This window comes from Curtobacterium sp. MCSS17_007 (assembly GCF_003234175.2).
Classification (GTDB): Bacteria; Actinomycetota; Actinomycetes; order Actinomycetales; family Microbacteriaceae; genus Curtobacterium.
The window spans coordinates 878,275-904,728 of sequence record NZ_CP126257.1 but is presented as its reverse complement, the minus strand read 5'-3'; the positions used below and the strand labels follow the sequence as shown (position 1 = coordinate 904,728).

22 protein-coding genes and 2 tRNA genes are annotated in these 26,454 nt (G+C 72.1%); 9 read left to right on the top strand and 15 right to left on the bottom strand.

The genetic code is table 11. From position 1 onward, the window contains the following. Positions 1 to 154: 154 nt before the first annotated feature. The gene (ligA, locus tag DEJ22_RS04260; protein ID WP_258379745.1) at positions 155 to 2,542 is read right to left on the bottom strand and encodes an NAD-dependent DNA ligase LigA; all 2,388 of its coding nucleotides are present in this window, start codon (positions 2,540 to 2,542) and stop codon (positions 155 to 157) included. A gap of 43 nt (positions 2,543 to 2,585) precedes the next feature. Beyond that, complete coding sequence (mnmA, locus tag DEJ22_RS04255) at positions 2,586 to 3,692, bottom strand: tRNA 2-thiouridine(34) synthase MnmA (RefSeq protein WP_111228466.1); 1,107 nt, start codon at positions 3,690 to 3,692, stop codon at positions 2,586 to 2,588. A gap of 53 nt (positions 3,693 to 3,745) precedes the next feature. On the opposite strand from mnmA, the gene DEJ22_RS04250 reads away from it, so the two are divergent. The 3 genes from DEJ22_RS04250 to DEJ22_RS04240 all read left to right on the top strand — a co-directional run bounded on the left by DEJ22_RS04250 (position 3,746) and on the right by DEJ22_RS04240 (position 6,057). Then, positions 3,746 to 5,062: an MFS transporter gene (locus DEJ22_RS04250; protein WP_111228467.1), complete on the top strand. Its 1,317-nt coding sequence runs from the start codon at positions 3,746 to 3,748 to the stop codon at positions 5,060 to 5,062. Between the two features lie 66 nt (positions 5,063 to 5,128). Further along, positions 5,129 to 5,209, top strand: a tRNA-Leu gene (locus tag DEJ22_RS04245). Between the two features lie 119 nt (positions 5,210 to 5,328). Next, positions 5,329 to 6,057 carry a DedA family protein gene (locus DEJ22_RS04240; protein WP_111228468.1) on the top strand — a complete coding sequence of 243 codons (729 nt, stop codon included), beginning with the start codon at positions 5,329 to 5,331 and terminating at the stop codon, positions 6,055 to 6,057. A 143-nt stretch (positions 6,058 to 6,200) separates the two neighbouring features. Here DEJ22_RS04240 and rdgB read toward each other — a convergent pair whose 3' ends face one another. The 3 genes from rdgB to murI are packed head-to-tail and all read right to left on the bottom strand — an operon-like array spanning position 6,201 to position 8,364. Further along, a complete protein-coding gene (gene rdgB, locus DEJ22_RS04235; RefSeq protein WP_111228469.1) occupies positions 6,201 to 6,794 on the bottom strand; it encodes an RdgB/HAM1 family non-canonical purine NTP pyrophosphatase in 594 nt (197 codons plus the stop codon). Next, entirely contained in the window at positions 6,791 to 7,522 is a 732-nt protein-coding gene (gene rph, locus DEJ22_RS04230) for a ribonuclease PH (RefSeq protein WP_111228470.1), read from the bottom strand. The genes rdgB and rph overlap by 4 nt, the downstream gene beginning before the upstream one ends. Beyond that, complete coding sequence (gene murI, locus DEJ22_RS04225; RefSeq protein WP_111228471.1) at positions 7,519 to 8,364, bottom strand: glutamate racemase; 846 nt, start codon at positions 8,362 to 8,364, stop codon at positions 7,519 to 7,521. Before murI ends, rph begins: the two co-directional genes overlap by 4 nt. Positions 8,365 to 9,180: 816 nt before the next feature. Between murI and DEJ22_RS04220 the strand changes: the two genes are divergently transcribed. After that, complete coding sequence (locus DEJ22_RS04220) at positions 9,181 to 10,470, top strand: nicotinate phosphoribosyltransferase (RefSeq protein WP_111228525.1); 1,290 nt, start codon at positions 9,181 to 9,183, stop codon at positions 10,468 to 10,470. A 9-nt stretch (positions 10,471 to 10,479) separates the two neighbouring features. On the opposite strand, the gene DEJ22_RS04215 is transcribed toward DEJ22_RS04220, so the two are convergent. The 3 genes from DEJ22_RS04215 to DEJ22_RS04205 form a co-directional block, all read right to left on the bottom strand. Further along, positions 10,480 to 10,740, bottom strand: a complete 261-nt coding sequence (locus DEJ22_RS04215) for a DUF3039 domain-containing protein (RefSeq protein ID WP_111228526.1) — start codon at positions 10,738 to 10,740, stop codon at positions 10,480 to 10,482. Positions 10,741 to 10,858: 118 nt separating this feature from the next. Next, positions 10,859 to 12,430 carry an ABC transporter permease gene (locus DEJ22_RS04210; RefSeq protein ID WP_146241832.1) on the bottom strand — a complete coding sequence of 524 codons (1,572 nt, stop codon included), beginning with the start codon at positions 12,428 to 12,430 and terminating at the stop codon, positions 10,859 to 10,861. Beyond that, positions 12,406 to 13,656: an ABC transporter ATP-binding protein gene (locus DEJ22_RS04205; protein WP_258379751.1), complete on the bottom strand. Its 1,251-nt coding sequence runs from the start codon at positions 13,654 to 13,656 to the stop codon at positions 12,406 to 12,408. The genes DEJ22_RS04210 and DEJ22_RS04205 overlap by 25 nt, the downstream gene beginning before the upstream one ends. Before the next feature lie 302 nt (positions 13,657 to 13,958). Between DEJ22_RS04205 and DEJ22_RS04200 the strand changes: the two genes are divergently transcribed. The 4 genes from DEJ22_RS04200 to DEJ22_RS04185 all read left to right on the top strand — a co-directional run bounded on the left by DEJ22_RS04200 (position 13,959) and on the right by DEJ22_RS04185 (position 16,713). Further along, positions 13,959 to 14,654 carry a phosphocholine cytidylyltransferase family protein gene (locus DEJ22_RS04200; protein WP_111228536.1) on the top strand — a complete coding sequence of 232 codons (696 nt, stop codon included), beginning with the start codon at positions 13,959 to 13,961 and terminating at the stop codon, positions 14,652 to 14,654. Between the two features lie 44 nt (positions 14,655 to 14,698). Further along, entirely contained in the window at positions 14,699 to 15,523 is an 825-nt protein-coding gene (locus DEJ22_RS04195) for an ABC transporter permease (RefSeq protein ID WP_181430997.1), read from the top strand. Beyond that, complete coding sequence (locus DEJ22_RS04190) at positions 15,523 to 16,293, top strand: ABC transporter ATP-binding protein (protein WP_111228529.1); 771 nt, start codon at positions 15,523 to 15,525, stop codon at positions 16,291 to 16,293. The genes DEJ22_RS04195 and DEJ22_RS04190 overlap by 1 nt, the downstream gene beginning before the upstream one ends. 108 nt (positions 16,294 to 16,401) lie before the next feature. Next, the gene (locus tag DEJ22_RS04185; RefSeq protein WP_111228530.1) at positions 16,402 to 16,713 is read left to right on the top strand and encodes a hypothetical protein; all 312 of its coding nucleotides are present in this window, start codon (positions 16,402 to 16,404) and stop codon (positions 16,711 to 16,713) included. Between the two features lie 14 nt (positions 16,714 to 16,727). Here DEJ22_RS04185 and DEJ22_RS04180 read toward each other — a convergent pair whose 3' ends face one another. The 5 genes from DEJ22_RS04180 to DEJ22_RS04160 form a co-directional block, all read right to left on the bottom strand. After that, a complete protein-coding gene (locus DEJ22_RS04180; RefSeq protein WP_111228531.1) occupies positions 16,728 to 17,960 on the bottom strand; it encodes a CDP-glycerol glycerophosphotransferase family protein in 1,233 nt (410 codons plus the stop codon). Positions 17,961 to 18,059: 99 nt separating this feature from the next. Beyond that, complete coding sequence (locus DEJ22_RS04175; RefSeq protein ID WP_181430998.1) at positions 18,060 to 18,968, bottom strand: glycosyltransferase family 2 protein; 909 nt, start codon at positions 18,966 to 18,968, stop codon at positions 18,060 to 18,062. Continuing rightward, positions 18,965 to 19,783, bottom strand: coding sequence for a CDP-alcohol phosphatidyltransferase family protein (locus DEJ22_RS04170; RefSeq protein WP_111228532.1), 819 nt, complete (start codon positions 19,781 to 19,783; stop codon positions 18,965 to 18,967). The genes DEJ22_RS04175 and DEJ22_RS04170 overlap by 4 nt, the downstream gene beginning before the upstream one ends. A 9-nt stretch (positions 19,784 to 19,792) precedes the next feature. Further along, positions 19,793 to 20,836 carry a glycosyltransferase family 2 protein gene (locus DEJ22_RS04165; RefSeq protein ID WP_111228533.1) on the bottom strand — a complete coding sequence of 348 codons (1,044 nt, stop codon included), beginning with the start codon at positions 20,834 to 20,836 and terminating at the stop codon, positions 19,793 to 19,795. A 208-nt stretch (positions 20,837 to 21,044) separates the two neighbouring features. Beyond that, entirely contained in the window at positions 21,045 to 23,003 is a 1,959-nt protein-coding gene (locus DEJ22_RS04160) for a S1C family serine protease (RefSeq protein WP_111228534.1), read from the bottom strand. Positions 23,004 to 23,216: 213 nt separating this feature from the next. On the opposite strand from DEJ22_RS04160, the gene DEJ22_RS04155 reads away from it, so the two are divergent. Further along, entirely contained in the window at positions 23,217 to 24,419 is a 1,203-nt protein-coding gene (locus tag DEJ22_RS04155; protein ID WP_111228535.1) for an aminotransferase class I/II-fold pyridoxal phosphate-dependent enzyme, read from the top strand. Positions 24,420 to 25,437: 1,018 nt separating this feature from the next. Here the strand turns inward: DEJ22_RS04155 and DEJ22_RS04150 are convergent. After that, on the bottom strand, positions 25,438 to 26,253 hold the full coding sequence (locus DEJ22_RS04150; protein ID WP_111226898.1) for a carbon-nitrogen hydrolase family protein: 816 nt from the start codon (positions 26,251 to 26,253) through the stop codon (positions 25,438 to 25,440). 79 nt (positions 26,254 to 26,332) lie between these two features. Continuing rightward, positions 26,333 to 26,409: transfer RNA gene (locus DEJ22_RS04145), tRNA-Met, on the bottom strand. Positions 26,410 to 26,454 lie beyond the last annotated feature (45 nt).

Here is a 26,454-nt window from a genome sequence, read left to right as displayed (position 1 = left end):
GGCCGTCTCGTCGTCCCCCTCCAGGCGACGAGTGATGCCCTTTCGAGTGTAAGGAGATCGGGACCCGACGGGGGTGCGCGCTGCAACATGCCCCCCGGACTGGGTACACCGGCAGGCGCGTCGTGTTCGTCCGATCGCGCCCCGGTGTGCCGCGTCACCCCGCGGCGGGCTGCTCCTCGGCGGGTTCCCCCGCGCTGGAGCCGGTCCCGTCGCGATCCTCGGCGGGCGCGAGGGCTCCCGGGCCCTCGGTCACGAGCAACCGGAACTGCTCCGCGTCGATGATGCGCAGACCGAGCTGCTCCGCCTTGGTCAGCTTCGACCCCGCCCCCGGTCCGGCCGCGACGAAGTCGGTCTTCTTGCTCACGCTCGACGCGGCCTTGCCGCCGGCGGCGATGATCGCCTCCTGCGCGCCCTCGCGCGTGTAGCCCTCGAGCGAGCCGGTCGCGACGACGGTGACCCCGCTGAGCACACCACCCTCGACGGCCGCTCCGGGGCCGGGGTGGTCCGGCGTGGTGAACTGCACGCCGGCCGCGGTCCAGCGGTCGATGATCTCGCGGTGCCAGTCGACCGCGAACCAGTCGAGCAGGGCGTCCGCGATGATCCCGCCGACACCGTCGACCGCCGCGAGCTCCTCGTGCGACGCGTTCCGGATGCGGTCGAGCGACCCGAAGTGGTTCGCGAGCGCGCGGGCGGCGACGGGGCCGACGTGCCGGATGCTCAGCCCGACCATGATGCGCCAGAGCGGCTTGGTCTTCGCGGCCTCGATGTTCGCGAGCATCTCGAACGCGTTCTTCGACGGGTAGCGGCTCGGCTCGCCCGTGTGGTCCGCACCGCGCGCTGCGGGGTCGAACGGCGGGTCGGTCTTCTTGCGGGCGCGGCTGAACGGCGTCACGCGTTTCGGGGTGCCGTCCTCGTCGGTCTTCTCCATGCCGGTCTCGGCGTCGCGGACGATCACCTCGATGGGGACGATGTCCTCCATCGTCAGGTCGAACAGGCCGGCTTCGGTGACGAGCGGCGGCTGCTCGGGGTGCAGCGGCTGGGTGAGTGCCGCGGCGGCGACCTCGCCCAGGCCCTCGATGTCGAGCGATCCGCGGGAGGCGATGTGCTCCACGCGCCCGCGCACCTGCGCCGGGCAGCTGCGGGCGTTCGGGCAGCGGAGGTCCTTGTCTCCCTCCTTCGCCGGTGCGAGGGGCGTGCCGCACTCGGGGCACGCCGCGGGCATGACGAACTCGCGCTCGCTGCCGTCACGGAGGTCGACCACCGGGCCGAGGACCTCGGGGATGACGTCACCCGCCTTGCGCAGGACGACCGTGTCACCGATGAGGACACCCTTCGCCTTCACGACGTCCTGGTTGTGCAGGGTCGCCTGGCGCACCACCGAGCCGGCGACCTCGGCCGGCTGCATCACGGCGAACGGGGTCGCACGTCCGGTCCGTCCGACACTGACGACGATGTCGAGGAGTTTCGTGTGGACCTCCTCCGGCGGGTACTTGTACGCGATTGCCCAGCGCGGCGCCCGGGAGGTCGACCCGAGTTCCTCGTGCAGGGCCAGGTCGTCGACCTTCACCACGACGCCGTCGATCTGGTGCTCGACCGACGCGCGACGCTCACCGGTGGTCCGGACGAAGCCGAGGACCTCGTCCACCGTGTCGAACACCCGGTAGTGCGAGCTCGTCGGCAGCCCCCACGTCTGCAGCAGCTCGTAGACCTCGGACTGCGAGTGCACCTCGGTGTCGCGCTCGAGGTCGCGGACCGGCCACGCGCCGATGCCGTGCACGAGCATCCGGAGGCGCCGCAGCCGGTCGACCATCAGGGCCCGCTTCGCGTCGGACTTGCCCTCCTCCTTCTGGCGGAGCGACCCGGCCGCCGCGTTGCGCGGGTTCGCGAAGACGCGCTCCCCCGCGTCGCGCTGGCGGGCGTTCAGCTCGTCGAACTCGGCGACCGGGAAGAAGATCTCGCCGCGCACCTCGACGATCGCCGGGTGCCCCTCGCCGGACAGCCGGTCCGGGATCGAGCCCATGGTCCGGACGTTGCCGGTGACGTCCTCGCCGACCACGCCGTCGCCGCGGGTGGCCGCCGACACCAGCCGGCCGTGCTCGTACCGCAGGTTGATCGCCAGACCGTCGATCTTCAGCTCGGTCAGGAACCGGATGCGCTCCGACCCGGCGTCGCGCTGCACCTTGACCGCCCAGTCGGTGAGCTCTTCGGGGCTGAAGACGTTGTCGAGGCTGAGCATGCGCTCGGCGTGCTCGACCGGCGCGAACTGCACGGTCTGGGCCTGGCCGCCGACGGTCTGGGTCGGGCTGTCCGGCGTGAGGAGGTCGGGGAAGCGCTGCTCGATCGCGTCGAGTCGGCGGACCATCGTGTCGTACTCGGCGTCCGAGACGGTCGAGCCGTTCCCCTCGTAGTACTCGTGCCGCAGCTCGTTGACGCGCGTGCGGAGGCGGTCGACCTCCCGCTGGGCCTGGGCGGCGTCGAGGTCGGCCGGGGCCATCGTCTCGAACGTCGAGTCGGCGGAGTCGGCGGGCGTGGTCTCGCTCATGCCTCAGTTCTACCGTGCACCGCCGACCCCGGACGCAGCGGGGTCAGACGGTGGCGGGGACGGCGCTCACGGTCCGGTCGATCGTGCACTGCCCGAGCACACGGGTGCCCACGTAGACGACGGCGGTCTGACCCGGCGCGACGCCCGAGAGCGGCTGGTCGACGTCGATCACGAGCTCCCCGTCCGTCACCCGCGCGGTCGCCGGCACCGGGTCGGCGTGCGCGCGGATCTGCACGTCGCACGCGAACAGGACGGTCGGGTCCGCCGGGGCGGTCCCGGCCCAGGTGTAGCGGGCACCCGCCATCGCGCGGACGTCGAGGGCCTCCTTCGGCCCGACGACGACCGTGTTGTCCTTCGGCCGGATCTCGAGGACGAACCGCGGCTTGCCGTCCGGCGCCGGGCGCCCCAGGTGCAGGCCGCGGCGCTGCCCGACCGTGTAGCCCGTCGCGCCCTCGTGCTCGCCGACGACCGTGCCGTCGCGCTCCACCACGGAACCCGGCTCCGTACCGACCCGGTCGGCCAGCCACCCGCGGGTGTCGCCGTCGGGGATGAAGCAGATGTCGTAGGAGTCCGGCTTCTGTGCCACCGTCAGCCCGCGCGCGGCGGCCTCGGCCCGGACCTCGTCCTTCGACGGGGTCGCCCCGAGCGGGAACATCGCGTGGTCGAGCTGCTCGGCCGTCAGCACGCCGAGCACGTACGACTGGTCCTTCGCCCACGCGGCCGAGCGGTGCAGCTCACGGGCACCGTCGGCCCCCGTGACGATCGAGGCGTAGTGCCCCGTGCAGACGGCGTCGAACCCGAGGGCGAGCGCCTTCTCGAGCAGCGCGGCGAACTTGATCCGCTCGTTGCAGCGCATGCAGGGGTTCGGCGTCCGGCCGGCCTGGTACTCCGCGACGAAGTCGTCGACGACGTCTTCCTTGAACCGCGCCGAGAAGTCCCACACGTAGTACGGGATCCCGAGCGCCGACGCCGCGCGCTGGGCGTCCATCGAGTCCTCGATGGTGCAGCACCCGCGGCTGCCGGTGCGGAGTGTGCCCGGCATCCGGCTCAGCGCGAGGTGCACCCCGACGACGTCGTGGCCGGCGTCGACCGCCCGGGCCGCGGCCACCGCCGAGTCGACCCCACCGCTCATCGCCGCAAGTACACGCATGCAACCAGGGTAAGCGCTTCCCACGACGACGCCAGGCGTACCGTGGCTCGACGATGACGAGCACCACGAACGACGCCTTCGACCGCCGCGGTGTCCTGCTGTCCGGGTTCCTCCCCGCAGCACTGTTCGCGATCGGCGAGGGCGCGATCATCCCGATCATCCCGATCGCGGCCGACTCCCTCGGCGCGAGCCTGGCCTTCGCCGGGTTCGTCGCCGCGCTCATCCTGGTGGGCGAGCTCATCGGGGACGTGCCCTCGGGCGTGGTCGTCGGCCGGATCGGCGAGCGGAACGCGATGACGGGCGCCGCGCTGGTCTCCGTCGTCGGGCTCCTCGTCTGCGTCGTCGCACCGGACCCCTGGGTGCTCGCGGTCGGGGTGTTCCTGGTGGGCGTCTCGACGGCGGTGTTCGCGCTCGCCCGGCACGCCTACATGACGACCGCCATCCCCCTGCACATCCGCGCCCGGGCGCTCTCGAGCCTCGGCGGGGTGTTCCGCTTCGGGTACTTCGTCGGTCCGTTCGTCTCGGCCGGCGTCGTCCACCTGACGGGCACGACGCAGAGCGCCTTCTGGATCCACGTCGTCTGCTGCCTCGCGGCGGCGGTCGTGCTCCTCGTGCTGCGCGACCCCGCGACGGGCGCACGGGGTCTGCGGTTGCCGAGCCGCGCCTCCAGGCCGGACGCGACCGACGCGGCACGGCGCGCGGCACCCGCCCCGCACCCGGACGAACCATCCACCGACACCGGTGCGCAGTTCGTCGAGCGCGAGGCGCACGGCCTGTTCCGCACCATCCGCGAGAACCGTGCCGTCCTCGCGCGCCTCGGCAGCGGGGCGGCGCTGATCGGAGCGCTCCGTGCCGGACGACAGGTCATCCTGCCGCTCTGGGCGGTCAGCGTCGGTCTCGACGACGCCTCGGCAGCGCTCGTCATCGGCATCGCCGGCGCCGTCGACTTCGCGCTCTTCTACACGAGCGGGCAGATCATGGACCGGTGGGGACGCCTCGCGAGTGCGCTGCCCTGCATGCTCGGTCTCGCCGTCAGCTACTTCCTGCTCGCCTGGAGCGGCCACCTCGACGCGAAGGTCGGCTGGTTCGTCGGCATCGCCATCGGCATGTCGCTCGCGAACGGCGTCGGCAGCGGGATCCTCATGACGCTCGGTGCGGACCTCGCGCCGCGGGGCAACCCGGCGCCCTTCCTCGGCGCATGGCGGTTCACGGGTGACTTCGGCTCCGCGGCGGCGCCGCTGGTGATATCCGGGGTCACCGCGGTCGCGTCGCTCGCGCTCGCGAGCGGCGTGATGGGCGTGCTCGGCCTGGTGGGCGCGGGGATCCTGCTGCGGTACGTGCCGCGGTACCTGCCGCGTCGCCTCCGCTGAGGGGACGGACGGGAGGCGCGTCCCACGCCCGCCCCGTCCCGCGCGCTCGGTAGACTGCCGCTGCTCGCGGGAGTGGTGGAATCGGTAGACACGCAGGATTTAGGTTCCTGTGCCCCAGGCGTGAGGGTTCGAGTCCCTCCTTCCGCACGGTCCTCGGTCCGCTGGGTGAAGTCATACCGTCGAGGGATGGTCCCGTCACCGCCGGGCGGTACCCTCGTCACGCGGGAGCCTCCCCGTGCCCCCGCCCCGACACGACCGGAAGAACCATGCACTCCGTCGCACTCGCCCTGATCCCGTGGCTCGACCCGCAGTACATCCTCGACCACTTCGGGGCCATCGCCGTGCTCGTGGTCTGCGCCATCGTCTTCGCCGAGACGGGCCTGCTCATCGGGTTCATCTTCCCCGGCGACAGCCTGCTCGTCATCACGGGTCTCTTCGCCTTCGACCGCGGCGGCCAGATCGGTGGCATCCCGATCTGGGTGGCAGCGCTGATGATCGGCGCCGCAGCGTTCCTCGGTGGTGAGCTCGGGTACTACATCGGCAAGAAGGCCGGACCCCCGATCTTCGAGCGCAAGGAGAGCGGCCTGTTCTCCAAGGAGAACGTCGACCGGACGAACGCGTTCTTCCACCGCTTCGGCCCGCTCGCGGTCATCCTCGCGCGGTTCGTCCCCGTGGTCCGCACCTTCCTGCCGATCGCGGCCGGGGTCGGGCGCATGAACTACAAGAAGTACTCGCTGTACAACGCCGTCGGCGCGGTCGTCTGGGGCGTCGGCGTGACCTTCCTCGGGTACTTCCTCGGCTACATCCCGCCGATCGCCTACATCGTGCGGAACTACATCGACGTGATCCTCATCCTCGCGGTGCTCGTCACGGTCGTCCCCGCGGGCCTGCACTACTGGCGCACGGCGCGCAAGGCGAAGCACGCGGCCGAGGCCGAGCAGGCAGCGGCCCAGCGTGCAGCGACCGACGGTCCTGCCTGGCCCGCAGGGCAGTAGGCACCGGGGCGGATCGCCGCCTCGCCGCAGGACCGCCGCGTCGCGTCGCAGGGTCGCCGCCGCGTCGCAGGCGCCGCCGCACGAGAGGAAGCACCCCGCGCCACGAGGTTCCGTGGCGCGGGGTGCTTCCTCTCGTGCCCTCGTCAGACCGCGAAGTACTCCCGCACGATCGGGGCGATCCCGCGGAACGCCTTCGACCGGTGCGACAGGGCGTTCTTCTCGTCGCGGGACAGCTGTGCTGCGGAGCGGTCGGCGTCGTCCGGCTGGAACACCGGGTCGTACCCGTGCCCGCCGTCCCCGACCGGTTCCGTCAGGACCTCGCCGTTCCAGACCGCCTCGAACAGGTGCTCGGTGCCGTCCGGGGTGACGAACGCCGCGGCGCAGACGAAGGCGGCGGTCCGTTCGACCACGCCCTCGAGGTTCTGCAGCAGCAGCGCGATGTTGTCCGCGTCCACGCGCGTCCCGGCGTACCGGGCCGAGTGGATGCCGGGGGCTCCCCCGAGTGCGTCGACCGCGATGCCGGAGTCGTCGGCGAGCGCCGGCAGCCCCGTGTGGGCGACCGCCGCGCGCGCCTTGATGAGGGCGTTGGCCGCGTAGGTGTCGCCGTCCTCGACGGGCTCCGGACCGTCGTAGCCGACGAGCTCGACGCCCTCGCCCAAGGCTTCGCCGAGGATGCCCCGCAGCTCGACGACCTTCCCCTGGTTGTGCGTCGCCAGGACGACGGTGCCGCCGGTCACGCGAGGCCCAGCACGTCGCGCTGGATCGCCGCGAGCGACTGGTTGCCCGCGAGGCCGAGGTCGAGCAGCGTGTTCAGCTCGTCGCGGTCGAACGGCGCGTGCTCCGCGGTGCCCTGCACCTCGATGAACTTCCCGGAGCCGGTGGTCACGATGTTCATGTCGGTGTCCGCCGCGGAGTCCTCGGTGTAGGCCAGGTCGAGCATCGGCTCACCGCCGACGATCCCGACCGAGATCGCCTGCACGCTGTCGGTCAGCGGCGTTGCCTTCTTCGCGATGAAGCCCTTGTCGCGACCCCACTCGATCGCGTCGGCCATGGCGACGTATGCGCCGGTGATCGATGCCGTGCGGGTGCCGCCGTCCGCCTGCAGCACGTCGCAGTCGATGACGAGCGTGTTCTCCCCGAGGCCCTTCATGTCGACGACCGCCCGGAGCGACCGTCCGATGAGCCGCGAGATCTCGTGCGTGCGCCCGCCGACCTTGCCCTTGATCGACTCGCGCTGCATCCGCTCGTTCGTCGAGCGGGGCAGCATCGAGTACTCGGCGGTGACCCACCCCGTTCCCTTGCCGGCCATCCACCGCGGGACACCGTTCGTGAAGGAGGCCGTGCACAGCACCTTCGTGCTGCCGAACGAGATGAGCGCGCTGCCCTCGGCCTGCGTGCTCCACCCCCGCTCGATGCTGACCGGACGGTGGTCGGTGGCGCTGCGGCCGTCGATGCGGGTGCTCATGGGGTCCTTTCGGTTCGGGGCAGGGTGATCGCCCCGGTCTGGAGGTGCCCGACGCTCGAGACCTCGGGACCGAGGAAGCGCCGGGCGAGCCGGATGAAGCCGTTCTTGTCGTCGCCGGTCGCCTCGAACGCGTAGCTCGGCGGCTCCGGCGTCGTCCGCTCCAGCCCGTGCTCGACGAGCCGGCGGTACACGTCGTTCGCGGTCTCCTCGGCGCTCGACACGAGCGTCACGTCCGGGCCCATCACGTACTGGATCGCGGCGGACATGAGCGGGTAGTGGGTGCAGCCGAGCACGAGCGTGTCGACGTCGGCGTCGCGGATCGGGGCGAGGTACTGCGCGGCGACCTCGCGGAGGGCGGGCGACGAGGTGTCGCCGGCCTCGACGAACTCGACGAACCGCGGGCACGCGGCGAGCGTCAGGGTGACGTCGGCGGCGACCGCGAACGCGTCCTCGTACGCCCGGGAGGCGATGGTGCCGACCGTCCCGATCACCCCGATGCGACCGGTGCGCGTCTGCTTCACGGCCGCGCGGGCGGCCGGCTGGATCACCTCGACGACGGGAATCCCGTACGCCTGTTCGTAGCGTTCGCGGGCGTCGCGGAGCACGGCGGAGGACGCGGTGTTGCACGCGATCACCAGCGCCTTCACGCCCTGGTCGACCAGGTCGTCCATGACCTCGAGCGCGTACCGCCGGACGTCGGCGATGGGCTTCGGGCCGTAGGGCGAGTGCACGGTGTCCCCGACGTACCGGATGCTCTCGCGCGGCAGCTGGTCGATGATCGCCCGCGCGACCGTGAGTCCGCCGACCCCGCTGTCGAAGACTCCGATCGGTGCATCCGTCACCCGACCAGCGTACCGAGCCGCTCCCCCGTTCCCCCACTGCGTGCGCGACCCGGGCGCGACCCGGGCGGCGGGCACCCCACGCTCACCGCGCGAGCGGGCGGAATACGCAGCACGCACGTGTCCCACCCGTCGGTTCCGCCCGTTCGCGCGCGGCACCACCCGGACACGTGCGCCGACCGACGTCCGCGCACCGCGCCTCCCGACCGGGCGGATCCGCACGCCCCACCTCCGAGGACCGCGGTCCCGCACGCAACGGTGCGATGTGCCCGAGAGCCGTTCCCGCCCTCCAGCTCGGTCCGGTCAGGACCCGCGCCGACCCGGCGTGGAGGCACGTCCAACCCCGCGAGCGGGCGGTTCCCGCTCGGCACTGGGCGTCGAACGCGCCGCTTCCGCCCGCTCGCCGCGCCGGCCCTGCCCGCAGCGACCTCCCACCTCACGAGCGGGCACTTCCCGCTGGGCACGGAGCGTCACGGCGGCCGCTCCTGCCCGTTCGCCGCGCCACCCTGGCCGGCAAGCACGCCGACCCCTCGAGCGGGCGGTTCCCGCTCCGCACTGGGCGTCGAGCGCGCCGCTTCCGCCCGCCCGCCGCTCCGGGCCGACCGGGCCGGCCAGGCCACCCCCACCCCAGCCCCAGCCCCAGCCCCAGCCCAGCCCCGCCCGGCCCCGCCGGCCGGCCGCTCCGCCCAGGAGGCGCGACCCGCGCCGCGACACCCGGCCGCCCACGGGCGCCCCGAGCACTCCTCGTGCGCACCCGACGACCCCGCGCACACCGCGCGCCCCGCGCCTCCCCACCGCTGCGTCGCTAGTGTCGGGGAGGTGACCAGCGCGCTCCTCACGGACCAGTACGAACTCACCATGGTGGACGCCGCCCTCAAGGACGGCACCGCCGATCGACGCTGCGTGTTCGAGGTGTTCGCCCGCCGCCTGCCCGACGGCCGCCGGTACGGGGTCGCCGCCGGCCTCGGCCGCTTCCTCACGGCCCTCACCGAGTTCCGCTTCGGCGACGAGGAGATCGCGTTCCTCCGCGAGCGCAACGTCATCGACGAGGGCACCGCCCGCTGGCTCGCCGACTACCGGTTCACCGGTGACGTCCGCGCCTACCGCGAGGGCGAGGTCTTCTTCCCGAACTCCCCCGTCCTGCAGGTCGAGGGCACCTTCGCCGAGTCGGTCGTCCTCGAGACCCTGGCGTTGAGCATCCTCAACGCCGACTCCGCCGTCGCCGGCGCCGCCGCCCGGATGGTCTCCGCCGCCGACGGCCGCCCGCTCGCCGAGATGGGCTCCCGTCGCACGGGCGAGTGGAACGCCGTCGCGGCCGCGCGCGCCGCGTACATCGCCGGGTTCGGCGCGACGAGCAACCTCGAGGCAGGTCGCACGTGGGGCATCCCGACGATGGGCACCGCCGCACACGCCTTCACGCTCCTGCACGACTCCGAGGAGGCGGCGTTCCGCTCCCAGCTCGACGCCCTCGGCGACGGCACGACCCTGCTCGTCGACACCTACGACATCGAGGCCGCCGTCGAGACCGCCGTACGCCTGACGAACGGTCGCCTCGGCGCGGTCCGCATCGACAGCGGCGACCTGCCGAGCGTCGTCGCGGCCGTGCGCGCCCAGCTCGACCGGCTCGGTGCGCCGGCGACGAAGATCACGGTCACGAACGACCTCGACGAGTACACGATCGCCGCGCTCCGCGCCGCCCCGGTCGACTCCTACGGTGTCGGCACGAGCGTGGTCTCCGGGTCCGGGCACCCCGCCGCCGGCATGGTGTTCAAGCTGGTCGCGCACCAGACGCCCGCGGGCGACGAGTGGGTGCCTGTGGCGAAGAAGTCGGTCGACAAGGCCTCGACGGGCGGGCGGAAGGAAGCCGGTCGTCGGCTCCGGAACGGCGTCGCGACGGCCGAGGTCGTCCTGACCTCCGGACGCGTCGGGCCGGACGAGCGTCCGCTGCTCGTCCCCGTGGTCGAGCACGGCGAGGTCGACCCGGCGTTCCTCGGCGTCGCGGGGGTCGAGGCGGCCCGGGCCCACCACAAGCGGGCCAAGGCCGAGCTGCCGGTCGACGCGTCACGCATCGGCCGCGGCGACCCGGCGATCCCCACCCTGGTGATCTGAGAAGCCGGGCTACTCGGCCTTCATCTTCTCGTAGATGGCCTTGCAGTCCGGGCAGACCGGGAACTTCTCCGGGTCGCGGCCGGGCACCCACTTCTTGCCGCACAGGGCCTTCACGGGCTTGCCCGACAACGCGGACTGCAGGATCTTGTCCTTCTTCACGTAGTGCGAGAAGCGCTCGTGATCACCGGGCTCGATCGCCTCTTCCTCGAGGAGCTTCTCGAGCTCGCGGTCCATCACGTCGAGGCCGCCGCCGGGTTCCGTCATGCTCATGCCCCCAGCGTACGACGGTGCGGCTGTCGCCGCGACGGACGGGAGGCACGGTGTGTGCCCGCACCGCGCCTCCCGCCCGTCCGGTGGTCGCCTTCCGGGCGGCGCGGACGTACCGGGTTCAGTTCCGCTGCGCTGCGGCGAGCAGGTCGGGGCCGTGCCGGTCGAACAGTCGACCGCCGACGAGGATCCCGGCGACGAGCACGACCAGGCCGACCGCGACGCCCACGACCAGGGTCGCCGTCGCCCACGGGTCCGGGCCCTCGACCGCGGTGAGCACGGCGAGCCAGGCCGCCGGCACCAGCGACACGAGGATGCCGACGATCATGGTGGTCTGTGCCACCGCGGCGGTGGTCCCGGCCGCCTGCGGCTGCTGGAAGGGGTGGTCGCCGGGCCGCACCGTCGGGTACGCCAACAGGACCGACACGACGCTCGACAGGCCGAGGCCGGCGAGGAGCGCACCGACCGCGAGCCCGGTGAGCACCGGGAACGCCGTCCAGTCACCGAACAGGTCAGCGGACACGGCGGCACCGGCGACGACGAGCGGCAGCCCGACGACGAGCACCGGCACCAACCTCCCGAGCCGGTCGCTCCACCCCGGCGCACCGGATGCGACGTGGAGCCAGACGGCGGTGTTGTCGTAGGAGACGTCGTTGTGCGGCAGGAACCCGGCGATGAGCGCCATGAGGGGCAGCGGGACGAGCGCGGTCCAGTGCCACGGGACGCCGGCGACGCCGAGCGGCAGCACGACGATCGGCACGAACAGGATGACCAGGTACGACATCCGGTAGCGCGGGTCGCGCCCCCAGTAGGTCAGGGCACGCGCGGCGACCGCGCCGACGGGGTTGGACCCGAGCCGGTCGAACCAGCCGAGCCCGCGGTAGCGACGGGTGGAGGCACGGCCGTCGACCGATTCGAGGGCTCGGCCGACGAGCGCCCACCACGACCACGCGAGGAGGGCGACCACGACGAGCGCGACGACGAGCTTCAGCAGCCCCTCGGCGATGCGACCACTCGCGACGTCCGCCGGCACGGCCCACGCCGCACCCCACGGGGTCCACCCGGCCACGTCGGCGACGCGCTGCAGTTCCGTGCTGGCGGGGTCGAGCCAGTCCGAGCGGAGCAGGAGCGACGCGACGGGCAGCCCGAGCACGACGATCACCAGGGCGGCCAGCCAACCGGCGTCCCGCGATCGCTGCGGTCCGACGAACGTCGCGCCGACCGCCGAGGCGACGCGCACGAACAGGGCGCAGGTCGCCGTGCCGAGCAGGGCCGCGACGAGGGCGAGGACGGCGGCGCCGCCGGTGCGTGACCACACGCCGACCTGTCCGACCGCGACGACCGCGACCGCCAGCACCGGGACACCGACGAGTCCGGCGACACCGAGGCCGATCGCCAGCTGGCGGCGGTCGATGCCGAAGACGGCGAAGCGGCGCGGGTCGAACTGGTCGTTCCGACCGGCGACGAGCGGGACCAGGGTGAACGCCAGGGTGACGAAGGTGCCGACCGGCACCGCGATCGACCGCGCGACCTCGGCCGGGGCGGAGCGCAGGGCGAGGAGCTCGCCCGCGACGAACACGGCGGCGACCAGACCGAGCACGCTCCCGAGCACGACGAGCACCGACCGCCGGGCTCCCCCGCGGACCTCGCCCGCGAGCAGGTCGACCCTCAGTCGGAGAAGCTGTGCAACCATTCCATGCTCTCTGCCACGACGCGGCCGCCCGCGAGTTCGACGAACTTGTCCTCGAGGCTCCGGCGCCCGCGGACCTGCGCCATCGTGCCGGAGGCGAGGACCCGGCCACCGACGATGATCGCGACCGAGTCACAGGTGCGCTGCACGAGTTCCATGGAGTGGCTCGAGAGCACCACCGTGCCGCCGCCGCGTGTGTACCGGCGGAGGATCTCGGTGATCGTCGCCGCGCTCACCGGGTCGACCGACTCGAAGGGCTCGTCGAGCACGAGCACGCGGGGCGAGTGGATGAGCGTGGCGGCGAGCGCGATCTTCTTGGCCATGCCCACCGAGTAGTCGGCGACCTGGCGGCCGAGCGCCTCGCCGAGTCCGAAGGCCTCAGCGAGGTCGGCACTCCGCTTGCGTGCGGTCGCCCCGTCGAGACCGCGGAGGGTCGCCGAGTAGTGCAGCAGCTGGCCACCGGTGAGACGGTCGAACAGCCGGAGCCGGTCGGGCAGCACACCGAGCGCACGCTTGGCGGCGGCGGGGTCGGACCAGACGTCGTGGCCGAGCACCGTGACCGTGCCCGCGTCGGGGCGGAGCAGCCCGGTGATCATCGAGAGGGTCGTCGTCTTGCCGGCGCCGTTGGGGCCGACGACGCCGAAGATGGAGCCCTGGCGGATCTCGAGGTCGACCTCGTCCGCGGCGAGGGTCTGGCCGTAGCGCTTCACGAGCCCGCTGGCCCGGAGCACGACCGGTTGCTGCGGCTGGGCGGGCTGCGCTGCCGTCGCGGTCGCGGTGGGCTGGCGCTTCGGAGCGCGCTTCTTCTTCGGGGTGGTCTTCGCCGTGGTCGTCGCGCGGTCCGCGTCGGTCGGGGCGCTCGGGTCGTCCGCAGCACGCTGGTCGTTCGAGGCCCTCTGGCCGGCCGTGCTGCTGGTCTCGGCCGGATCGCCCGGGCCGCCCGGTCGGGAGGCACGACCCTTGCCCTTCCCCTTGCGCGGCGTCCGAGCCGTGCCGGACGCAACCGCGTCCCCCGTGGTCCCGACGACCGCCGTGGTCTCGTCGACCGCCGTGGTCTCGTCGATCGCCGTCGCTGTCGCGTCGTCGGTCATGTCGTCGTCATCGGAGGCGTCCCGCGCATCCCCGTCCCCCTGGTCGTCCTCGGCCGCGTCCCCGGACGGGTCCTCCGCCTCGGTCAGCCAGGCGGCGTCGGACGTCGCGTACACGTCGTCGTCATCAGCTGCAGCCACCGCCCCACCGTACCAACGCGGTCGAGGTGGTCAGGGACGCGCCTCCGGCAGGATCACGAATTGAGTACGAAGCACGCACACCCGTACCCCACAGCGCACTCGTTCCGTATCATTCACCAGGGCACGACGGAGTGTTCACCACTTGGAAACCTGCACGGACGGGCGTCCCGTGGCCGTTCGTCCCCCACTGTGACAGTGCAGGATGCGCGGTCTCACGGCGAATTCGGACGCACCGCGAGCAGACTCGACCAGGCCCGCCCGTGCCCCACGCGGCGCGCGGGCGGACACCAGAAGGGACCAGCATGACCACGCAGATCGTCATCCTCGCAGCGGGGATGGGCAGCCGGCTCGGCCGCAGCCTGCCGAAGCCGCTCACCGAACTCAGCGACGGCCGCACCATCATGCAGCAGCAGTTCGACAACATCCGCGCCGCGTTCGGCTCGAGCGCCCGCGTGACGATCGTCGTCGGCTACAAGTCGGAGTACATCGTCGAGGCCTTCCCCGAGGCGAACTTCGTCTACAACGAGTCCTACGACTCCACGAACACCTCCAAGAGCCTGCTCCGTGCCCTCAAGGCCACCGGCAAGAGCGGTGTGCTCTGGATGAACGGCGACGTCGTCTTCGACCCGCGCGCGCTCGTCCGCGCCGCGGACATGATGGACCAGGACCGCTCGTTCGTCAGCGTCAACACCGAGAAGGTCTCCGACGAGGAGGTCAAGTACACGGTGGATGCCGACGGTTGCATCAAGGAGCTGTCGAAGCGCGTGGTGGGCGGCCTCGGCGAAGCGGTCGGCATCAACTACGTCTCGTCGACCGACAAGCAGGCGCTCATCCGCCAGCTCGGACGCGTCGACGACCAGGAGTACTTCGAGGGCGGCATCGAGGCTGCGATCGCCGAGGACGGGCTACGCTGGTCGCCGATCGACATCTCCGACCTGTACGCGGTCGAGATCGACTTCGCCGAGGACCTCGAGCGCGCGAACGACCTGTTCGCCTGAACCCCCGTCAGGAACCCCTCGGCGGTTCCGCCGGGAGGGAAACCGTGACCACAGCGAGTGCGCCGACCGCGCCCGCGACGACCGCACCAGCGGTGTCGAGGAGCGCCGGTCGGCGCTACCGTCAGGCGCTCTGGCTGCTGACCGTGCGCGACCTGCGCGTCCGGTACTCCACATCTGCGCTGGGGTACCTCTGGTCGATCCTCGATCCGCTGGTGATGTCGGCCATCTACTGGTTCGTCTTCACCCAGGTCTTCCATCGCGGCTCGGTGGGTGAGGAACCGTACATCGTGTTCCTGCTCTCGGCGTTGCTGCCCTGGATGTGGTTCACCGGGGCGGTGTCGGACTCCACCCGGGCCTTCATCAAGGAGACCAAGCTCATCCGGTCGACGACGATCCCGCGCAGCATCTGGGTGGCACGGGTGAACGCGTCGAAGGGCATCGAGTTCCTGCTGAGCCTGCCGGTGCTGGCGGTCTTCGCGATCGCCACGGGTGCACGCGTGCACTGGGAACTCGCGCTGTACCCGCTGGCCATCCTGCTGCAATGCGCGCTGGTCTACGGCCTCGGGCTGATCGTCGCCCCGCTGGTCGTGTTCTTCCGTGACCTCGAGCGCGCCGTGAAGCTCGTGCTCCGCTTCCTGTTCTACGCATCGCCGATCATCTACGGCACGCAGGCGCTCCCGGACCGACTGCACGACGTCGCCGCGCTCAACCCGCTCAGCGGCATCTTCGGCATCTACCGCTCTGCCTTCTTCCCCGGTCAGCTGGACTGGTTCGAGGTCGGCGTCTCCGTCGTCGTGACCGCCGTCGTGCTGGTCGTGGGTCTCGTCGTGTTCCGGCGCAGCGAGCACCGCGTCCTGAAGGAGCTGTGATGACCGCCACCGACCGGGCCGCACGCCCGACCACCGTCGCCCCCGTCATCTCCGTCCGTGACGCAGGCATCCGGTTCAAGCGCAACCGTCGCGCCAGCCGCAGCTTCAAGGACCTGTTCGCGGGCAGCAACCGCCGGAAGCGCGCGGACGAGTTCTGGGCGCTGCGGAACGTGTCGTTCGACGTCCGACCCGGCGAGGCGATCGGCGTCGTCGGTCGGAACGGGCAGGGCAAGTCGACCCTCCTCAAGCTCGTCGCGCAGGTCATGCTGCCGGACGAGGGCCGCGTGCAGGTGAACGCCGGCGTCGCTCCGCTCATCGAGATCACCGGCGGGTTCGTCGGCGACCTGTCGGTGCGGGACAACGTGTACCTGACCGCCGGCCTGCACGGGATGTCGCGGGCGGAGATCCGGGACGCCTTCGACGAGATCATCGAGTTCGCGGAGATCGGCGACTTCGTCGACACCCCCTACAAGCACCTGTCGAGCGGCATGAAGGTGCGGATCGCGTTCGCGGTGATCTCGCGCCTCGACGAACCCGTCATCCTCGTCGACGAGGTCCTGGCGGTCGGCGACAAGGGCTTCCGCGAGAAGTGCTACAAGCGCATCGAGGAGCTGCTCGCCGGAGGACGGACGCTGTTCTTCGTGTCGCACAGCGACAAGGACCTGCGGCGCTTCTGCGACCGTGGGCTCTACCTCGACAAGGGGCGGCTCCAGCTGGACGACACGATCGAGGCGGCACTCGAGCGGTACGCGGCGGACCACGGGGACTGACCACCCCTCCTCCACACCCGGGTCCAACTCCGGCCTCCTCCACAGGACAGGTGCACCCCGGTGTCTCCGGGGCTCCCGACGTCGGCCCCTCCCCCTACCGTGGCCCGCATGCACCACCCACCCACGGCCTACGCAGTCCCGTTCACCGTCGACCGTTCCCGGGCACCACGTCGCTACGACCTGGTGAACACCGGCACCGAACCGCTCCACGCGATCTCGCTCACGCACCTGGGCAGCGGCTACTGCCCACCGCTCGCGGTGAACCAGCTCGACCCGGGCCGATCGCTGTCCCTCGCGGTCTTCGGCGCGGACCCCGAGCAGACCGGCATCGTCGTGGTCCGCTGGCGGCGGCCGGACCGCTCCGAGTACCTCTGGCGCATGTCGCTCGTCGGCGACAGGCTGGTCGGACTGGCGTCGTGAGGACGCCCGCGCGCTCAGGCCTCGCCGCGCTCCGCGGCCACCTCGTGCCAGCGGGCGACGAGCTGGTCGATCGCGGCGTGCAGCCGGGCGGTCGCGACGCCGGGGGTGGTGTCGCCGAAGTACCGCTCCACCCAGTGCCGCAGCTTCGCGAGCTCGTCGGCGTCGTGCGCGGCGGCGTCGACCCGTGCCACCACGTCGGCTGCGTCTCCGGCGAGCAGCCAGTTCGCGTCGCCCAGGTAGCCGCGCTCGTCGACGTCCGCGTCCGGCGAGACCGGACGGGTCACGATGAGCGGCTTCCCGACCGCCAGCCGGTCGTAGATCATCGCACTGATGTCGGTGATCGCGACGTCCGCGTCCGCGAGCTGCCAGCCGAGCTCTCGCCCGTCGTCGTACACGTGGTGGGCGGACGGATCGGCGGCGTTGGTGGAGGCGATCGCCGCGACGATGCGCTCGTGCGCTGCCCGGTAGCCGGCGTCCAGCACTCCGCTGCGCGGGTGCGGGCGGTAGACCAGCCGGTGCCGGGGCGACGCGAGCAGCCGTTCCGCGAGCGTGACGCCGTGCGACGCGATCGAGCCGTAGGCCGCCGCAGCACGGTCGCCCTCCCAGGTCGGCGCGTAGAGCACGACCGTGCGGTCGTCCTCCGGGTACGGCACGGCTCCCGCGAAGTGGTCGGCCTGCGGGCGCCCGATCGCGATCGTGCGTCGGTCGACGTCGTAGTCCCACAGGGCTGCGGCGAGCCGGTCACGAGCGGCGTCGCCGGCGATCAGGGCGCGGTCGTACGCCTTGAACTGGTTCGTCGTCATGTACATCTTGTCGCTCTCGCCGTGGTTGACGAAGACGTGCCACATGCGCCCGTACCGCATCATCTGGAAGTTCCGGGCGTTCTGGTTGACGTACAGGACGATCTTCGGTGCCTGCTCCTTCACGAACCGCTCGAGGTCGACGACCTGGCGTGCGTAGACGACCGGCACCGGCGACTCGTCGAGCAGGGCCAGCATGGCCCCGGGACTGCGCGAGACGATCGCGACCGGGTGCGCGGCGGCGAGCTCGGCCAGGGGCGCGTACCACTGCCGCACCTGGTACATGTTCACCGGGCCGTCCGCGAAGTAGACGGCGATCTCGATCGACCGCGGTGGCAGCGGCGGCACACCGGGCAGTCGGCGGGCGAGCTCACCGCGGCTCCGACGCGCGCGCAGGAGACGACGGGCGAGACGGATCGCGGTCCGGGCGTCCTTGGTGATCGGCATGGTGGTCCTCAGGCTACGGGCTCGGTGCTGGCGGTCCGGGCAGCGGACCGGGTCTGCGGCGCGTGCGGCGGCACGGCCACCGGGGTGCGGGCGGCGCGGTCAGACGACCGGTGGCCGCCCGGCCAGGGTCATGCGACCGATGGTCAACCACCCCATGGGAGCGGCCGGACCGCAGTCGGCCGTCCACCCCTCGCGGATGCCGACGAACCAGGTCCGCAGGCGCAGCGGGTGCCGCCACCAGCGTGCGACCTGGATGGCGGCCCACGACCCGACGTAGACCGGGCGGAGCACCGCGGGCAGGTTCCGACGCGCCAGGAACACGCGGTTCCGCGCGTTCAGCCGGATGTACTCGCGGTGCCGGGCCGGGTCGATCGCCGGATGGTGCGCGACCAGGTCCCCGGCGTACCAGGCCCGACGGCCGGCGTCCCAGACGCGCCACGCGAGCTCGATGCCCTCGTGCGCGTAGAAGTACGGTGCGCCCCAGCCGCCGACGGCCCGGTACACGTCCGTCGGCAGGACGACGGCGCCCTCCCAGACCGAGAACACGGACGACGAGTCCGTCGGCGAGCCCTTGCGGATCCGTGGCACCCAGCGGCGGGGGTTCGCAGCGCCGGTGGGGTCGACCACGCGGGGCTGCACCAGCCCGAGCGACGGGTCGCGCTCGAACAGCGCGACGGCGTCCCGCAGGAAGGTGGGCGACGGGATCGAGGCGTCGTCGTCGAGGAAGAAGACGTACTCGCCCTCGACGACCTCCGCTCCAGCGTTGCGCCCGGCGGGGATCCCGACGTTCTCGGGCAGGGCCAGGGCACGAACACCGTCGGGCAACCCGGTCGGCGACCACCCGTTGCCGACGCAGACGACGTCGAGCTCGACGTCCTGCTGCGCGAGCACGCTCTCGAGGCCGCGGCGCAGGTCTTCGGGACGGGTGCCCTGCGACAGGCTGACCACGCCGATGCGGGGCCGGTCGCGGTGCGGCACGGCGTTCCGTCGAGCCGTGCCGGCGCTCACGCGCGGACCCGCTTCGACGAGATGATGGCGACGAAGTGACCGGCGGTCGCCAGGACCGCGAGCGGCAGCAACGCCCCGACGAGCACCCGGTCGGCGAGCGGGTGGCCGATCACCAGCGCGACGAGCGCGAACGCGACGGCCAGGATCGTCAGCTCGACCGAGTGGTACAGCCGGTGGAACGGCAGGAACCGCGCGGCCCGGCGCAACGATGCCAGCCGCCGGCCGGACGGGACGGTGCCGGCATCGCGCCGGTCGACGAGCTTGTCGAGCCCCGAGTTCGCACGCGCGACGTGCACCATGTCGTTCAACGCCTTGTTGAGCACGATGACCAGTCCGAGCGCGCAGCCGATCGTGGTCCACATCCAGTCTGCGCCGTGGATCGGCCAGGTCGCTGCCCGGATGCCGAGTGCGACCGGGATCAGGCCCTCGGTCGTGTAGTGCCCGACCTTGTCGAGGAAGACCCCGGCGGGCGAGCGGGTGCCGCGCCACCGCGCGACCTCCCCGTCGCAGCAGTCCACGAGCATCTGGAGCTGCCCGAGCACGAGGGCGAGCAACGCTCCCCAGATGCCCGGGACGAGCAGTGCCGCGGCGACGCTCCACCCGACCAGGATCATCAGCCCGGTCACCTGGTTCGCCGAGACCCGCGTCTTCAGCAGCAGCCACGTCAGGTACGGAGAGACGTCGCGCAGGTACAGCGAGGCCGTCCAGTGCTCGGCGTTCGCCCGCGCGCGGACCTCGTCGGGTTGGGCGACCGCGCGGAGCTCGGCGATCGAGGTCGGTCGGGCGCTGCCGCGGCCGGTGGTGTCGTCGGTCAAGGGGTCAGGTCACCGTCCCGTGTGCGTGGTCAGCTCGGAGGTCCGGGTGAGGAACCCGATGATGAAGCCGATGCCCCAGCCCACGTGGATGCACGGGAGCACCACGATCAGCCAGAGCATCGTCGGCAGGCAGGAGCGCCGCGCCACGAGGACGGCGCCGAGCACGACGAAGACGAGGTAGACGGCGGGGACGACGAAACCGGTCATCGCCCAGGCGACGGGAGACCCGATGGCGGCGCCGACGACCCCGACCAGTCCGGCGACGACCCCGAGTGCCATCGCAGCGACCATCGCCGGCGGCACGAAGTACCGCAGACCGTTGTTCGCGGGGAACCGTCGGGCGAGCTCGCCGCGCCAGAGGCCGGTCGCGACGAACTGCCGCACGAGTCGGCGGAGGCTCGGCCGCGGCCGGTACGTCACGACGAGCTCGGGCGTGAACCACACCGTCCCGCCGGTCTGCCGCAGGCGTCGGTTGAGCTCCCAGTCCTGGCCGCGCTTGATGCCCTCGTCGAACAGGCCGACCTCGAACAGGCGCTCACGCCGGAACACCCCGAGGTACGCGGTCTCCGCCGGTCCGGCCTTGCCACCGACGTGGTGCGGCGTGCCGCCGAGCCCCACCCGGCTGCCGTACGCCAGCGCCACGGCGCGCTCGAACGGCGTCCGGCCCTCGGCGTGCATGATGCCGCCGACGTTGTCCGCGCCCGACTCGAGCAGGACCCGCACGGCGATCCGCGTGTAGTCCGAGGGCAGCACCGAGTGCGCATCGACCCGGATCACGACCGGGTGCACGGACGCGCGGATGGCGACGTTGAGTCCTGCCGGCGTCGACCCCACCGGGTTGTCGATCGCTCGGACCCGGGGGTCGGCGGCGCTCATCTCGGCAACGAGTTCGTTCGTGCCGTCGATGGACGGCCCGAGGGCGAGGATGACCTCGAACGGCCCGTCGTAGTCCTGCTCGAGCAGGCTCGACACCGCCGCGCGGACCTCGCCGACCTCGTTGAGGACCGGCATCACGTACGAGACCCCCGGCAGGGGCTGTCCGTCTGTCTGCATGCGGTCCTCGGGGTCGTGGTCGGTGCGCGGGGCGCACCTCGGACGGCACCGCCCCGGAGAGCAGCCATGAGCCTATCAAGCGGCCGGAGCCCTCACCTGCGTCAGGTCCGGCGCGGTCCGACCGCGCCCGTCGGCGGACCGTCACCACATGACGGACGGGAGGCGCGGTGCCGACCAGCACCGCGCCTCCCGTCCGTCAGACGTCCCGTCAGCTCTTGTACGTTCCGAGCGTGACGTCGGTCTCGCGCGTCTGACCGTCGCGGATGTAGGTGATCGTCGTCTTCGCACCGCCGGCGAAGAAGCGCACCTGCGCGGTCAGGTCCGTCGCGTCGGAGACCGTCGCCGAACCGATCTTCGTGACGACGTCGCCCTTCTGCAGCCCTGCCCCGGCAGCGGCGCCGCCGGACGACACCGACTTGATGAGCGCGCCCATCTGCGTGGCCTTGGCGTCCTCCGAGGCGTCACCGACGGTCGCCCCGAGGAGACCGTGCGTTGCCGAGCCGTTCTCACGGATCTCGTTCGCGACCCGCTGGACCAGGTTCGACGGGATCGAGAAGCCGACGCCGATGCTGCCGGACTGCGCGTCGGACGACTGCGAGCTGCCCGCGCTCGCGATCGCGACGTTGATCCCGATCAGCTTGCCCTTCGAGTCGAGCAGCGCACCACCCGAGTTGCCGGGGTTGATCGATGCGTCGGTCTGGATGACCGGGAGCGAGACCGTCGTCTTGGCGGACGAGCTGCTGCCGTTGTCACCGTTGCCCCAGAAGTCGAAGGGGCCGCCGTTGCCGTTGCCGCCCTCGTTCGAGTCGCCGCCCTGGCTCGGGGCGCTCGACGTGACCTGGATGCTGCGGTTCAGCGTCGAGACGATGCCGTCGGTCACCGTGTTCGACAGGCCGAGCGGCGCGCCGATCGCGACCGCGGTGTCACCGACGTTGAGGTCGGACGAGTTCGCGAAGGAGATCGGCTTCATGTCGGTCGCGTCGATCTTGATCACCGCGAGGTCGACCGTCGGGTCGGTGCCGACGAGCTTCGCGGGGTAGATCTTGCCGTCCGACGTCGTGACGGTGATGGTGCCGTTCGAGCTGTCGCCGTCGAGGGTCACCACGTGGGTGTTGGTGACGATGTAGCCGTCCTTCGTGAAGACGACGCCGGAGCCGGTGCCACCCTCCGAGCCGGACGACACGTTGATCGTCACGACGGACGGCGTCGCCTGCGCCGCGACCGCGGTGACGACGGTGGCGTTGTTGTAGTCGTTCACCGTGAGGTTGCCGCCGTTCTGCGACGAGCTCGAACCGATCACGGTGCCGCCGCCGGCCTGCGACGCGCCCGCCGCCCAACCGGCACCGCCGCCGACGAGGCCGGCGAGGACCAGGCCCGCGACGATCGGGAGCACGAGCTTGCCGCGGCCGTTCTCACCCTTGGTCCGCGCACTCGCGGTCGTGCCGCCTGCGGCAGCACCCGCAGCGGCGCCGCCGAAGTAGTGGCCGTTGCGCTGGTTCGCCCCGTCGACGTCGCCGAAGGCGGTGGCGGAGGTCGGCGCCTGCGCGGAGCCGGGGTAGGAGGCGCTCTGGTGGGTGCCGTACTGGGAGCCGTACTGCGACGTGCCCTGGGCGTACTCGCCGTAGCGGGGCTGGCCGTACTGGGTCTGGCCGTACTGGGTCTGGCCCTGGCCGTACTGGCTCTGGCCGTACTGGCTCTGCTCCTGCCCCTGGCCGTACTGGCTCTGCCCCTGGCCGTACTGGCTCTGCCCCTGGCCGTACTGGCTCTGCTCCTGCCCCTGGCCGTACTGGGGCTGGCCGTACTGACCCTGGCGGTACTCGTCCTGGTCTCGGCCGTACCGGCCCTGACCGCCGTAGGCGTTGTCGGAGCCGTACGGGCTGGCCTGCTCGGTCGCAGCGCCGCCCTCGGAGTCCAGCGTGGGGTACGGCGCCGTGTACCGGGCGGTGGGGTCGGCGGAGGAGATGACGTCGGTCTGCCCCGCCCCGGAGTGGTCGATCACGTCGGTGTGGTCGTGGTCCGTGTGACGGTCGGTCGGCTGTCCGGAGACGTCCGGGGTCGACGCGCCCTCGCCGGAGGTGCCGCGCGAGGCGTCCTCGGCTGCGGCCCGGTGGTCGGTGTCCTGGGGGCGGTTCTCGTCGCCCTGGCCGTGTGGCGTGGTGTCGGTCATGCTGGACGTGCTCCTTTCAAGCTCGTGCAGTCTTCCGGACCCACCTGAGCGGTGCTCCTGCTGGGGCTGCAAGCGGCCTATGGCGATCTTATGCGTGGGCTGTGGAGGGGTCTCCCGGGCTCACTCGTCCTGCCCACGCGGACGGATCGCACGCCACGAGTGCGTCGCCCACTAGGTTGGGGTCCTCGTGGCCGTCGACGCACCGGAGGACCCATGCACCGCACCGGACCATGGCTCAGAGCCGCCGAGGGAGCGATGCTGCTCGGCCCCGACGGCGTCCCGGCACCCACGGTCTTCGCCGAGATGAGCGCGCTCGCGGCTGCGACCGGGGCGATCAACCTCGGCCAGGGGTTCCCTGACGAGGACGGCCCCGCCGCGGTGCTCGAGGCAGCCGTCGACGCCGTCCGACGCGGTGTGAACCAGTACCCGCCCGGCCGCGGCGCCCCGGAGCTCCGCGCCGCGGTCGCCGAGCACCAACAGCGCTGGTACGGCCTGACGGTGGACCCTGATCGTGAGGTCCTCGTCACCGCCGGTGCGACCGAGGCCCTGGCAGCGACGCTCCTCGCCTTCGTCGAGCCGGGAGACGAGGTCGTCACCCTCGAGCCGTTCTACGACGCGTACGGCGCGCTGATCCGCCTCGCCGGCGGCACCCACGTCACCGTGCCGCTCACCGCCCCGGACTTCCTGCCCGACGAGGACACTCTCCGCGCTGCGTTCTCCGACCGCACCCGAGTCGTGCTCCTCAACACGCCGCACAACCCGACCGGACGGGTGCTCCCCCACGAGGTCCTCGCCACCGTCGTCGAACTCGCCGAGCGGCACGACGCCCTGATCGTCACGGACGAGGTCTACGAGCACCTGACCTTCGACGTACCGCACGTGCCGATCGCGACGCTGCCGGGAGCCGCGGACCGGACGGTGACCATCTCGAGCGCGGGCAAGACCTTCAGCACCACGGGGTGGAAGATCGGCTGGCTCACCGCCCCAGCACCACTGGTCGAGGCGATCGTCTCGGTGAAGCAGTACCTCACCTTCGTCAACGGCGCGCCGTTCCAGCCGGCGATCGCGGCCGGCCTCAGACTGCCGGACGAGGTCTTCCACGGCATCGCCCAGGAGCTCTCCGCCAAGCACGACCTGCTCGCGGCCGGGCTCCGCTCGGCCGGGTTCGACGTCCTGCGGCCGGACGGCGGCTACTTCGTCATCGCGGACACGGCGCCGCTCGGTCACCGGGACGCCCGCGAGTTCTGCCTCGCGCTCCCGGAGCTGGCCGGCGTCGTCGGTGTCCCGGTCTCCGCCTTCGTCCGACCCGACCACGCAGTGGGGTACCGGTCGCTCGTGCGGTTCGCGTTCTGCAAGCGCCGGGACGTGCTCACCGAAGCGGCGAGCCGCCTCGCCGCGCTCACGCCCTCCCGCTGAACCGACGGGAGGCACGCCCTCCCCCGCCCCGCGGGCCCCGTCCGCCCCGCCCCACCATGTCCCGGTGCCGGGCGTTCCCGGCACCCGTCGTGTTCCGCCGACGCACGTCGTGTCCAGCTCGGCCCCGGATGACGCCGGTGCCGTCGTCGCGAGCGGACGCTTCCTGCTGTGCTCCCGCGCGCTGCGTGCACCTTCCGCCCGCTCGTCGTCCCCCTCGTCGTCTCGCGCGGCTGCCACGAGCTGGCCCGGACCGCGATCGTCCCGCGGCCGCCCCGCGCCCTCGCGCCCGCCGACGAGCGGGCGTTTGCTGCGCCGTGCGAGTACGTCGACCGGAGATTCCGCCCGCTCAGTACCCAGGGTGCTCGAGGCTCGAGGCTCGAGTGGTTGGACCTCGTACCCGATCCGCGGTCCCCGAGCGGGCGGATGCGGTGGTCGGCGGCGGCGCACTCCCACACGTTCCGCCCGCTCGACTCGTGCGACCGGCCGCTGACGACGAACGGGCGCAGCAGCCGGGGCGTGCACGAGACCTGGCGTCCCGCCCGTTCGAACGGAGCCGTTCATCTGGAGCCGGGCACGGACGGGCGGAATCGGCACGTGTCGCGCGCCCTCCCGGAAGGTTCCGCCCGTTCGGTGGCGGCCGTCCGTCCCAGGGGCAACGCCAGCGGGCGGAATGTGCGCACGGCGCGCGACCTTCGGCTCGATTCCGCCCGTTCGGGTCGTGCGGCTGAGCCGCGGTGACGTGAGCAATGACGCGAGCGGTGGTGCCTCGTGCGCCTCGTGCGCCTCGTGCGCCTCGTGCGCCTCGTCCGCCTCGTGCGCCTCGGGCGGCGTGCGGCGCGCCAACGGGCGGAACCGACGTTCGTCGCGCGCACGTGCTGACCTCTTCGCCCGCTCGCCACCGTGGGCGGACGAACAGGCGACGGGGCCGGACGCTTCCGCCCGCTCGTCGTGGGTGGCCGGACGGGCAGGCGCGGGCGCGGGCGCGGACGGCTCGAGCCGGGTCGACCGTCAGGGGGTGTCAGACGCGGGGGTGCACGTCGAAGCGTCGGAGTGACAGCGAGGGGTTGACGGCCCGCACCGCGTCCGTCGTCGCCGTGTCGACGGTCGCGAGGAGGGTGCCCGGGGCAGCACCGGCAGCGGCGACCGCCACGCCGCTGGGATCCACGACCACCGATCCGCCGATGCCAACCGGCCCCGTCTGCCCGACCCCGACCACCCAGACGGTGTTCTCGATGGCGCGGGCGGTCAGGAGGGTCCGCCAGTGGTGTTCCTTCCCCGGACCGCGGACCCACTCGGCCGGCAGCACGACGACGTCGGCAGCGCCGGTCTCCGGTGCCGCCAGGCGGCGCGTGACCTCCGGGAAGCGCAGGTCGTAACAGGTCTCGAGCCCGACCCGGACGCCGCCGAGTCCGAACACCGGGAGCTGGTCGACGGCACCGGACTCGATGCGGTCCGACTCCTTCGACCCGAACGCGTCGTAGAGGTGCACCTTGCGGTAGGTGGCCGCGAGCGAACCGTCCGCCAGGACGGCGACGAGGGTGTTCCGGAACCGACCGGCCGACTCCGCGGTCTCGGCGACGCCCACGACGAGCGCGACGCCGTTCTCGCGCGCGATCTGGCGCAGTCCGCTGACGAACGGACCGTCGAGGGGTTCCGCAGCCGCGACGAACCGGTCGTCGATGTCGGCGGAGAAGTACGAGGTGTACTCGGGCGTCACGAGCAGGTCGGCTCCGCGGAGGGCCGCGTCCCGAGCGGCGGCCCGGACGGTCTCGAGGTTGGCGACGGGGTCGTCGACGGGGGCGAACTGCGCGGCGGCGACGGTCAGGGTGGCCATGGGGCGAGCGTAGTCGCGCACCGACTGCACACACGAGGAAGGCCCCGGTCCGAGTGGACCGGGGCCTTCTTGTGACGCTTGGTTGCGGGGGCAGGATTTGAACCTACGACCTCTGGGTTATGAGCCCAGCGAGCTACCGAACTGCTCCACCCCGCGGCACATCCAATAGCCTACACACCCCCGTGGCGGGGCACAAATCGA